Raw genomic sequence first — 12,098 nt, forward strand, 5'->3', positions numbered from 1 at the left:
ATGATTAAACTTAGTACCTGTTGTTTAATTATTCAAAATCATCTGGGTTAAAATCACTTCCATCTAGCATTCGTGCCTCTAACCAATCCCAAATATTTTCTTTACCAAATTTTGTTTCTGCTGAAAAAATTTCAAAGTCAGACAATTCTTCATTAAATTGCAAACTACGCTTAATATCTGACTCAACTTTATTCCACTTACCACGTGAAATTTTATCTGCCTTTGTTGCAACAACCAATACGGGTAAACCAATATCGTCAGAAATTAGCCAATTATACATTTCAACATCTTCTTTTGAAGGTAAATGTCGCGCATCAACGAGTTGGATAATGCCCTTTAAAGGTTGCCTTTTTCGTAAATACTCACCTATCATTATTGCAAAGTCTTCACGTGCCTTTTTTGACACTTTCGCATAGCCATAACCAGGGACATCGACAAAGAATATTTGGTTTTCAACTTTATAAAAGTTCAGCGTTTGCGTCTTACCAGGTTGTGAAGATGTACGAGCAAAAGCTTTACGATTGATTAGAACGTTGGTTAATGACGACTTACCAACATTTGAACGACCAACAAACGCTACCTCAGGCAAGCCATCGGTTGGGTATTGTGCTTCACGTACAGCTGACATCACCATTTCAACTTGATGAACTTCCATCTTTTTCCTCAACTATTCTATTATTAATTCTGGTTCTTCATGACGAAGGACAGCCCCTTCATTGATCACAACACCAGTTACTTCATCACGTGAAGGTATGTCGAACATCACATCACGCATAACTTCTTCAATAATTGAACGTAGACCACGCGCACCTGTTTCTCGTTCAATGGCTAGGTGTGCCATTGCCTTTAATGCATCTTCAGTAAACTTCAGATCAACACCCTCTAACGCCATTAATGCCTGGTATTGTTTAACTAAAGCATTTTTAGGCTCTGTTAGGATACGAACCAAATCAGCTTCTGTTAACTCTTCTAACGCTGTTAATATTGGTAAACGACCAATAAACTCCGGTATCAGGCCGAAATTCATTAAATCTTCCGGTAACACTTGTTGCATGATTGATTTATCTGACTTTTGTAATTTCTGCGTTTTGGCATCTGTCCCAAAACCAATCACTTTTGCACCCAAACGCTCTTTAACCATCTGTTCAATACCTGCAAAGGCGCCACCAACAATAAATAGAATATTTGTCGTATCAATTTGAATAAATTCTTGATTTGGATGCTTACGCCCACCTTGAGGCGGTACATTGGCAATTGTTCCTTCCAACATCTTTAACAAAGCTTGTTGGACCCCTTCACCAGAAACATCGCGTGTAATTGAAACATTTTCAGCTTTTTTAGCAATCTTATCTATTTCATCAATATAAATAATTCCGGTTTCAGCACGCTCAACATCATAATCCGCAGCTTGAATAAGCTTCAACAAAATGTTTTCAACATCTTCTCCAACATAACCTGCTTCAGTCAGTGTGGTCGCATCTGCAATTGCAAATGGCACATTCAATAACTTGGCCATTGATTGTGCAATGTATGTCTTTCCTGAACCAGTTGGTCCAATGACGGCAATATTTGATTTTTGAAGATCAACACCCTCTATACCCGTATCACCGGTTAACTTTGCATTAACACGTTTATAATGATTATAAACGGCTACTGCTAATGTATGCTTGGCATCATTTTGTCCAATAACATACTCGTTTAAATTATCAACTATTTCACGTGGCGTCTTAAGTGTCAACGTCCGTGCCATCGCATCTTGTTGCATATCTTCGTTGATAATATCTTGGGCTAGTGCAACACATTCATTACAAATATACACGCCTGGCCCTGCAATCAACTTTTTTACCTCAGTAGAGGGCTTGCCACAAAATGAACAGTATGCAATGCCATTCGAGCTGTCAGTTGTATTAAACACTGTCCAACCTCCTAAAAATTATATTCGTTATAGTTATCATACAGTAAATATTGTATCAAAATTCCGTTACTGGAAAAAGCTAAAAAGGTTAGGCTTCAAAAGAAGTCTAACCTTTTTTTGTTAAAACGACTATTTAGGCTTCAACTGCTTCAGCGACAATTAAGTCAACGACTGATTTAATTGCAATATCATGTGCCAACATATCATCTGACAAGGCGTTACGGACAGCATCCTCTTCCATATTGTAAGCTTCAGCTAATGACTTAACCTCAGCTGCAATATCTTCAGCAGATGGCTTAATATCTTCTGCCTTAACAATAGCTTCTAATACTAAGTTTGTCTTTACACGACGCTCTGCACCTTCCTCATATTGCTTGTGAAGATCATCTTCAGAAGTACCTGTGATTTGGTAGTATAGCTCTGGAGAAATACCTTGCTGTTGCATTGAAGCAAACATTTGATTCATTTGACGGTGAACATCTTCATCAATCATTGATGCTGGAATTTCATCACCAACAACTTTGGCATTATCTACTGCGGCAGCAACGGCAGCATCTTCTTTTGCTTCCTTTGCCGCAGTTGCTTTTTGATCTGCCAAACGAGTCTTAACTTTGTCCTTTAATTCAGCCAAAGTTTCAACTTCTTCATCAACATCCTTAGCAAATTCATCATCAAGTGCAGGCACTTCTTTTGTCTTAACTTCATGAACAGTTACTTCAAAGATAGCTTCTTTGCCAGCCAAATCAGCTGCCTGATAATCTTCTGGGAAAGTAACTTTAACATCGATCTTATCTTCAGCTTTTGCACCAACCAATTGTTCTTCAAAGCCAGGAATAAATGAACCTGAACCTAATTCTAATGAATAGTTATCGGCTTTACCACCATCAAAATGTACACCGTCAACTGAACCATCAAAATCAATAACAACAGTATCACCATTCTTAGCAGCTTCATCAACTAATACAAGTTCAGATTGACCTTGTTGCATATTGGCAAGTTCTTCGTCAACATCCGCATCAGAAACTGATGTATCAGATGCAGGTACTTCAACACCCTTATATTGACCTAGTTCAATTTCAGGAGCTAATTCAACTTCGGCTGTCAAGACCCAAGTTTCACCCTTATTCATTGATTGTGCTTCAATTTTAGGTTGTCCAACAGTAATTGCACCAGTCTCTGAAACAGCCTCACCATAAACATCTGGCAAAACTTTGTTCAGAGCATCTTGGTACAATGACTCTTCACCATACATTTGGAAAAATACCTGCTTAGGCATCTTACCTTTACGAAAACCAGGAACATTGATTTGTTTCTTCACATCATTAAATGCCGCATCAATTCCCTTTTCGTATACATCAACAGGAACTTCAAATTTAATTGTTCCCTTGTTGCCTTCACCCTTAGTGAAAACTGCATTTGCCATGTTTATTCCTCCAATAGTCGTTAGTTAAACACTATTTACGACTTAAATTATCTTTACATACCTAATAAGTATATCGGAAAGCCATTATTTTGACAATAAAATATTCCTTCACCACAAAGTATCTCATTGTAAATTATATAAGATTTATGTCTAAAATTCAAAAAAGAGAGTTATCACATCAAAGATGAAATAACTCTCTTTTTGATACATAAACCAAACACTAATTAAAATTAGTCGATGATTTCTGAAACTGTTCCGGCACCAACAGTACGGCCACCTTCACGAACAGTAAACTTCAATCCCTTTTCAATGGCAACTGGTGCAATCAATTCGATATCGAATGTGACGTTATCACCAGGCATAACCATCTCAACACCTTCAGGCAATTCAACAACACCAGTAACATCAGTTGTGTGGAAGTAGAATTGTGGACGGTAGTTAGTAAAGAATGGTGTATGACGACCACCTTCTTCTTTGGTCAAAACATAAACTTCGGCCAAGAACTTCGTGTGTGTTTGAATTGAACCAGGCTTAGCCAAAACTTGACCACGCTCAATTTCTTTACGATCAACACCACGCAACAATGCACCAATGTTATCACCGGCTTCACCTTGTTGCATAGTCTTACGGAACATTTCGATACCAGTAACAACTGTCTTACGAACATCTTCCTTCAAACCAACAATTTCAACTTCTTCATTCAACTTAATAGTTCCACGATCGATACGACCTGAAGCAACAGTACCACGACCTGTAATCGTAAATACATCTTCAACTGGCATCAAGAATGGCTTGTCAGTATCACGAACTGGTGTTGGAATGTATGAGTCAACAGTATCCATCAACTCTTCGATAACCTTAACTTGTTCAGGATCACCTTCCAAAGCCTTCAAAGCTGAACCACGGATAACTGGAATATCATCCCCAGGGAAATCGTATTCTGACAACAATTCACGAACTTCCATCTCAACAAGGTCGATCAATTCATCATCATCAACTAGGTCAGTCTTGTTCAAGAATACTACAAGGTAGTTAACACCAACTTGGCGAGCCAACAAAATGTGCTCACGAGTTTGTGGCATAGGACCATCAGTTGCAGCAACAACCAAGATAGCACCATCCATTTGAGCAGCACCAGTAATCATGTTTTTAACGTAGTCCGCGTGACCAGGTGCATCGATGTGAGCATAGTGACGTGCTTCTGTCTCATACTCAATGTGAGCAGTGTTGATCGTAATTCCACGTTCACGCTCTTCAGGAGCAGCATCGATTGAAGCAAAGTCTTCTTGCTTAGCCAATCCCTTATCTGATAGTACCTTTGAGATAGCGGCAGTCAACGTAGTCTTACCATGGTCGACGTGTCCAATAGTTCCAATATTAACGTGCGGCTTAGTGCGCTCGTAATTTTCCTTAGCCAAAAGCTTGTCCTCCTATTATTCGCATGTTGATTAATATCAACCTCATTGCTTAGTATAAGTATACTACATATACTCAGTAACTTAAACAATAAGATACGAAAATCTTTTTAATTCTCTATTTATGAGACTGAAATTATTATATATAACTTCCCTATTTTTGTAAATATTTTTTACTTATTTTTATTCTTGTATTAATTTTTTTGCTCACTAAAGCTCTCAAGCAACTTATTTTGGAGTTTATTACGCCAATCTGCCTGATTTTGCGGCTCTGATGGCATTGGATTACCAAATGTTGTTGCAATTAAACCTGCAACCCAACTATCAATATCCTTAACAACCAAATCTAAGTCGGGATAGGCCATCATTAACATCAACCTTGCTTGCTCAATTAGTCCATAAACCATATCTGAACCAATTTGTTTCGCTTGGTCATACAATTTGTTAACAATATTTTGATAAATATTACTTTTCTCAAGAGCTAATAAATCAACTGGTACATATGTTTTTAATTTGCCATCCAAATTAAGCATGACAACTTCTTCAGCAATCGCTAGTTTTCTCAACTGATCTAATACGGTCGTCCTTGAAATTTGTGCTAAAAATGGATCTTGTAAAACAAACTTGGCACCAGTTAAATACTCGGTTAATGGTAATTTATTGGCTAATAACAGTGTTTTTTGTTGTTCTGCCATATTACCATCACCTAGATGGTAAAACTGACGCGCAATTGTTGCCATTGTTTTTTGTTGTTTTAATCGGTATATCTCTTCAGAGTCTATGATTTTTTGTTTGAAATGTGGCTGCTTGTCAATTGACAAATTTGTTAAAAATTCTCTAGCCACTAAAAAATACTGATTATGCAATGTCAAATTCAAGTATAATTCGACATCTTTTTGTTCGTTAGTATATGTCTCTACATATTCATCAGCATACAGTTGTGCTTCTTGATATTGCCCTTGTGCAATTAATAACGTCACAATTAAATGATTAATCTCACTTGTTTGCCTTATTTTATAAGCTGCCATCAAACGACTAATTGCTTGGTCTATTGATTGATCATTCATATATTTTTTTGCTTGCTTAACAAGCATCGTATATTGCTGCTGTTGATTAAATTCATCTGTCATATTATTTCCTCTGAAACAACAAAAGATTCTGATTCGTTTAACCATTGTTAAACAAAAAAGAATCCCTAACTATCTAAAAATCTATTTCACTTCTACCTGCTTATGAGCGTGTTTATCCTGACCATTATTTTTTCTTTTTCTTTGATGATCTGACTTATTTGTCACAGTTTTAGTTTCTGTATGCTTAACAGATTTCTTTTTATTATTTTGCTTTTTTGCAGGTTTAACACCAGTTATTTTTGATTTATTACCTTGGTGCGCTGTTGTTCGCCGACGCCGACGACCATTTTGATTTGCCTCCATAATAACCGGTAAAATAACTGGTTTACGTCGTGTTTTTTCAAACAAGAATTTGCCTAAAGCATCCCGAACGGCATTTTTTAGATTACCCCAATCAAAATCTTTTGAATTCTTCACACCATCAGTGACAGTTTGTTCAACTAATTCAGCTGCCTCATGCATTAAATCACGTGATGCCTTAATGTAGACAAATCCGCGAGAGTCAACTTTGGCAGGAGCAATAACCTTTTTCTTCTTACGATCAATGGTAATAACTGCGATAAAGACCCCGTCTTCCGATAGAATACGCCGATCATTCAAAACAATTGAACCAATATCTCCGATGCCAGAACCATCAATCATTGTTGAGGTCACTTGAATTGAGCCACCCAAATAGAATTTTTCACCATTCCATCGTAGTCTATCGCCTTTAGCAAGTAAAAATACATGATCATCGTCATATCCAACTTGCTCTGAAGCATGATATGCAGCATTTAAAACACGGTATTCACCTTGTATAGGGATAACATTTTGTGGCTTCAGTAGATTTAAGAGTAATTGGAAATCTTCTTTTGAGCCATGTCCCGATGATTTTTTATCTGTTGAAATTTGTTTTACCGTTGCACCCGCACGGAATAACATATCACGTGTTCTTGCGACGTAACCTTCCATCGCTGTTGATGGTGTGGTTGTAATAAACACGAGGTCACCCGGTTGAATTTTAATATTACGATCATCACCATGCGCAATCCGTTGCAGATGTCTAATTGGTTCTCCCATTCGACCAGTTTCTAAAATAACCGTCTCATCTGCAGGTAATTTAGATAGATTCTTAAGTGAAACAAACATCTCATTTTCAGGGATTGGTAAAATAAGCTTTTTCAAACGTAGTGCTGTTCGAACAACCCGTTCTAAATCATTTCCTGAAATAACGACTTTGCGACCAACCTTATATGCTGCATCAATCACTTGTTGAATACGCTGTATATTTGATGCGACTGCTGCAACAATAATACGACCTGATTGGTGAAGATGAAAATTCTCTAAAATATAGTCACCCAAGTCTGATTCATGATCTGGCATACCAAAATTGGCTGTACCAGCTGCATCTGCTAACAAAGCGACGATACCCTTTTGCCCAATTTCTGCTAACCGCATTAAGTCTGTGCGATAATATGGCAAAGCTGTTGTATCAAATTTAAAATCACCCGTATAAACAACTTGTCCAACGGATGTTTCAAGAACAATACCTAAAGATTCAGGAATAGTGTGCGTTGTTTCAAAAAAAGAAACGGTTACGTTACCAAAGCGTACTTCAGAGTTACCGCGTACGACATGGTAATCATCATAGTCTTTTAGTTTTGCTTCGTTATGAACTGCTAACTTCGCTAATTCAATAGTCAATTCAGAACCAAACACTGGTACACGTAATTCTGATAACAAATAGGGTAATGCACCAATAGCATCAGCATGACCGTGTGTCAAAAAAATACCTGCCACATTGTCAGCATGTTCAACTAAATAAGCATAATCCGGGATGACTACGTCAACCCCTAATAAATCACTCTCCGGGTATTTTAACCCTGCATCCAAAATAAATATATCTTCATCAACCGTCACAGCGTACATGTTCATTCCATTTTCACGTACACCACCAAACGGCATAATGTCTAATGTAGTTGCCATAATCTTCCTATTCTCATTGTATTTCACGGGTTTAGTGATACACCCAACGTTTAAATGTTTAATACAATACTACCACATAAGGCCTTGCTAGAAAACCAGTAAGTCATTTATCATTATTTTTAAATATTATTAATTGTTTTTTGCCATACGATACACATTTATAATATGAATAATTATTATGTAGGCAAAAAGAGCCAGCAGCAATATGCTACTAGCTCTTTTTATATTGTCTAATTTGTAATAAATATTACTTGTTCAACAATGAAGCCAAACGTGACTTATCACGTGAAGCCTTATTCTTAGCAATCAAGCCCTTTGATGCGGCACGATCAATTGCTGATGAGGCTGATGCAAATAACTCTTGCAAGTTATCTTGGCCAGCTTCAGCAGCAACACGGAACTTTTTCACTTCAGTACGGTATGCACTTAATTGTGAAATATTACGTTCACGTTGCACCTTATTCAATCGGGCACGTTGGATTGATGACTCAATAATTGGCATCGCTTTTCCCTCCGATGATAAATGTCAAATAACAAACGTCTCTAATAGTTTTATATTAACGACGCAAACCAAGCTTCTGAATCAATTCACGGTAACGTTGTACATCATTGTTACGTAGGTAACGTAATAAGTTACGACGGTGACCGATTTTCTTCATCAAGCCACGTTGTGAGTGAAAGTCATGCTTGTGTTCTGACATGTGTGCGTTCAATTCGTTAATATCAGCAGTTAATACTGCTACTTGAACTTCAACTGAACCAGTATCACCTTCGTGACGAGCGAACTCATTAATGATTTCATTCTTGCGTTCTGCAGAAATAGCCATTGTTGGATATCCACCTTTCATAATAGTCGCCTTAAACAACGTATGACGACGGTGAAGCGTCAAACATAGTAAAAGGTCCTGTGCTAATGCACTCTTAATATCATACTAAAATAGTTGTTCTTATGCAAGTTTTTTAATTGATCATTTGATTTTTATATTTCAAAACAAATAATTCAAATAATAATTCAGGATCCCGAGCTGTTGATTTTAACTGTTCTTCCATATTAACTAATCCCAAAAAAGCCTGTGATAATCGTACGTAACTAAAATTTCGCACAATCTGTCGTGCCAACTTTACACGATACGGATGGACCTTTAATGCTGTCGCTGTCCCTTTTTCACTTTTTGAACTAGATTTAACTTGCAACAATAAACGAAATTGACCTATTAATGCACCATGTAATCGGAGTGGTTCCTCACCACTAACTAATAACTCATGATATAAATTAACAGCACGAGTTAACTGTCCCTTTAACAGACAATCTATTAAATCAAAAACATTTTCAGTTAATGTATGCGTAACAACTGCATTCACATCTGTCACTAAAATTTGCTTCGTGTCAACTGTATAGAGCATTAATTTGTCTAATTCTGACATTATTTGGGTCAATGATGCGTTCGTTAATCGTAATAAAATTTGTTGTGCATCATTTGTTATCTGATAACCTTGTTTTTGTAGGTGCCCATTAATAAACTGAGCAATGTCTTTTTCATTTAGATTAACAAATGAAAGATACCTTGTTTTCTCTTTCAGCATTTTGGTTAATTTTTTACGATTATCTAACTTATTATAAGGTGCAAAAATTATTAAAATGGTTTGTGGTTCCGGTTGTTTTATATAATCTACTAAATCCTCAACATGATGTTCTAAATTACTTTTAACGTGTTCGCCTGTTAAAAAATAAGGTTTATCAATCATAACTACCCGGCGATTACCAAAAAAAGGCACTGATTTTGCATCATCAATTGCTAAACTCAATGGCACTTCTGTTAAATCAAATTGAGCTAGATTTAAGGTACGATCTGCCGGTTGAATAATGCTCAAAAATTGTTTTTTCACTAAATCAAGCAAGTATTGGTCTTGGCCTTGTATGAAATAAATTGGTTGTAGTTGCCCTGTCTGTACATCGTTTATGACATCTGATAAAGTTACGGTCAAAACAACATCCCCTCTCATTTTATCTTGTTACTCTAAGATAGCACGTCTATCAAGTTCTGCCCACCAATTATTTTGCATCTATCATACAATGTACACGATAACAATTAAAAAAAGACCAACTGATTTTAATCATTCCTCGCTCTGCAGTATTATAAACCTGAATATGATATTTATTCGCTGTCCGTAATGTTTCTTTATTCGGGTGTCCATAACGATTATTTAACCCGGCTGAAACAATCCCAATCTCTGGTTTTAATTGCTTTACAAACTTGTCAGCTGTACTTGTTTTTGATCCATGATGACCAAATTTTAAAATTTTAATTTGTGGCAATTGAAATTTTTTGAGAATCTGTTCTTCACCAGCCTTAGACAAATCACCTGTTAGTATTAAATTTAAACCATTAAAATTAGCATACAACGCAATAGAATCATCATTTTCTCCTTGACCACCTTTCATTGGATGACATACTTGAATATCTTTTGTGATTTTTTTACCAGCTAAAACAGGTATAATTTGGCCACCTGTCTGTAGATACTTTTTTGTTTTTTTCTTAAATGATGCTTGTGTTTGCATCCCCATTGGGACATATATTTTTTCCACATTGACAGCACTCAAAAAATTTTCCAGATTGCCAATATGATCGACATCCTTATGAGTCAATATCAACTGTTTAATTTTACAAATAGCTTGTCCCTTTAGAAATCGGGTCAATTCATCGACTTGATAGTTATTAGTCAATGTTGACTGTGCTATTTCGTTTCGTCGTTGTTGGTATTTACCACCAACATCTATCATTGTCACTTGTGAGTGTTGTGAACGAAGAATCGTTGCATCGCCCTGCCCAACATCAAAAAAAGTAACAAAGCCACCTGGCATGATTCGAGGCATGAGCCAAATACTTAAATATAGACAAAATATTCCAATGATAACAATTTTTTGGGGAATCATTAGTAATACCAATGGTCCAATTGTCAAAACAAAACAAAAAATAATGCTCGGACGACCAAATAAAATTTCTCCAGGTATTTTATCTGCATAAGAAATCCAAATTTGTAGCGTATGAATAATAAACTCACAAATATCTCTAATAATCGTTAAATGTAACATTGTTGTTAAAATACCTAATCCAGTAACAGGTATAACCACCCACGTAAAAATAGGTATAATCAAAATATTTGCTACTAGGCTAATGGGGTGCCAACTGAATGTGTGCCAGATCAATATTGGTAATACCAAAAAAGACAACCAAATTGTTTGAAAAATTGTCGACCGATGATTAATCCACAATAATCCAAAAGTTAGTAAATATGATAATTGACCGCCTAAATTATGAAGCACACCTGGTTCAATTAGAAGACCACCTATTAATGACAATCCCCAAGCGTCTTTAGCATCGATGGATAACCAACGTAATTCACGCCAAGATTGAAAGATACCTAATAAAACAGGTCTTATCAACGACTGCACACCACCAGCAAACAACCATAAACTAACTAATAATAATTGAACAATAATTAACGAGCGTTCTCGCTGTATAAATAATCTTCGTGAAATAAAACGCCATAAATAATAGATACCAGTCACTTGAAATCCTGAAATACTAAATAAATGTACTAGTCCAAGTAACTGAATTCCCTTGTTTTGCTGATAAAATTCTGATCGTGTATAACCTAAAAATAAGGTTTCACCATAATCTCTTAATCCTGTCGGTAATTGTTCAAACCATAAAACTAAGCGATAATGTAAACTACGAATCCCCCAAATCACTAGTTGCCAAAAGTTTTCTGGCTTAGCCACATCAATAACGATTGCTTTTTTAATTAATAGTCGATGAACAATGCCACGACTTCGCCAATAAGCCTTTGCATTAAATGAAAATTCATTCCGATTCCCAGTAAATGTTGTTAATTTTCCTGACACATCAACCAATAACGGATGATATTGATTTTTATTTATAACGTTCGTTTTCCCCCCATTATCAAAAAATATTCGAATTTTTTCGCCTGTTATTGCTGTTGCGCTGCCTGTTAAATGATTATCTTTTAATTGTACTTCATCTGGGTGAACTATTATTCTCATGTTCATAGAACCCGTCGGTTGTTTGAGAAATTGATTAATATGATTTTGCCATCCCAAAAAATAACAGGTACTAACTATCATCAGCAGTGTACTTATAAAGAAGTAAGGGAACTTATGGTAGCATAGTATAAGAAACCAACCACCTAGTGGTAACACCCACCAAATATGAAAAAGAACTACTAAA

General features: G+C 36.2%; 10 protein-coding genes. All 10 read right to left on the reverse strand.

Annotation, left to right across the window (positions count from 1 at the left end; translation table 11 throughout):
• Positions 1 to 28: 28 nt before the first annotated feature.
• The 10 genes from yihA to ACSKY2_RS03340 all read right to left on the reverse strand — a co-directional run bounded on the left by yihA (position 29) and on the right by ACSKY2_RS03340 (position 11,914).
• Positions 29 to 655, reverse strand: coding sequence for a ribosome biogenesis GTP-binding protein YihA/YsxC (yihA, locus tag ACSKY2_RS03295; protein ID WP_489878135.1), 627 nt, complete (start codon positions 653 to 655; stop codon positions 29 to 31).
• A 12-nt stretch (positions 656 to 667) separates the two neighbouring features.
• Entirely contained in the window at positions 668 to 1,915 is a 1,248-nt protein-coding gene (clpX, locus tag ACSKY2_RS03300; RefSeq protein ID WP_489841126.1) for an ATP-dependent Clp protease ATP-binding subunit ClpX, read from the reverse strand.
• 133 nt (positions 1,916 to 2,048) lie between these two features.
• Positions 2,049 to 3,338 (reverse strand): trigger factor, encoded by a 1,290-nt coding sequence (gene tig / locus ACSKY2_RS03305; RefSeq protein ID WP_489878136.1) that lies wholly within the window; start codon positions 3,336 to 3,338, stop codon positions 2,049 to 2,051.
• A 230-nt stretch (positions 3,339 to 3,568) separates the two neighbouring features.
• On the reverse strand, positions 3,569 to 4,756 hold the full coding sequence (gene tuf / locus ACSKY2_RS03310; RefSeq protein WP_489841124.1) for an elongation factor Tu: 1,188 nt from the start codon (positions 4,754 to 4,756) through the stop codon (positions 3,569 to 3,571).
• A gap of 191 nt (positions 4,757 to 4,947) precedes the next feature.
• A complete protein-coding gene (locus tag ACSKY2_RS03315) occupies positions 4,948 to 5,883 on the reverse strand; it encodes a hypothetical protein (protein ID WP_489878137.1) in 936 nt (311 codons plus the stop codon).
• Between the two features lie 81 nt (positions 5,884 to 5,964).
• Positions 5,965 to 7,848, reverse strand: coding sequence for a ribonuclease J (locus ACSKY2_RS03320; RefSeq protein WP_489878138.1), 1,884 nt, complete (start codon positions 7,846 to 7,848; stop codon positions 5,965 to 5,967).
• 247 nt (positions 7,849 to 8,095) lie between these two features.
• Complete coding sequence (gene rpsT / locus ACSKY2_RS03325; protein ID WP_489841121.1) at positions 8,096 to 8,350, reverse strand: 30S ribosomal protein S20; 255 nt, start codon at positions 8,348 to 8,350, stop codon at positions 8,096 to 8,098.
• A gap of 55 nt (positions 8,351 to 8,405) precedes the next feature.
• The gene (gene rpsO, locus ACSKY2_RS03330) at positions 8,406 to 8,675 is read right to left on the reverse strand and encodes a 30S ribosomal protein S15 (RefSeq protein ID WP_489841192.1); all 270 of its coding nucleotides are present in this window, start codon (positions 8,673 to 8,675) and stop codon (positions 8,406 to 8,408) included.
• A gap of 133 nt (positions 8,676 to 8,808) precedes the next feature.
• The gene (holA, locus tag ACSKY2_RS03335) at positions 8,809 to 9,834 is read right to left on the reverse strand and encodes a DNA polymerase III subunit delta (RefSeq protein ID WP_489878139.1); all 1,026 of its coding nucleotides are present in this window, start codon (positions 9,832 to 9,834) and stop codon (positions 8,809 to 8,811) included.
• Positions 9,835 to 9,901: 67 nt separating this feature from the next.
• Entirely contained in the window at positions 9,902 to 11,914 is a 2,013-nt protein-coding gene (locus ACSKY2_RS03340) for a ComEC/Rec2 family competence protein (protein ID WP_489878140.1), read from the reverse strand.
• Positions 11,915 to 12,098 lie beyond the last annotated feature (184 nt).

This window comes from Weissella sp. ESL1156, assembly GCF_058505625.1.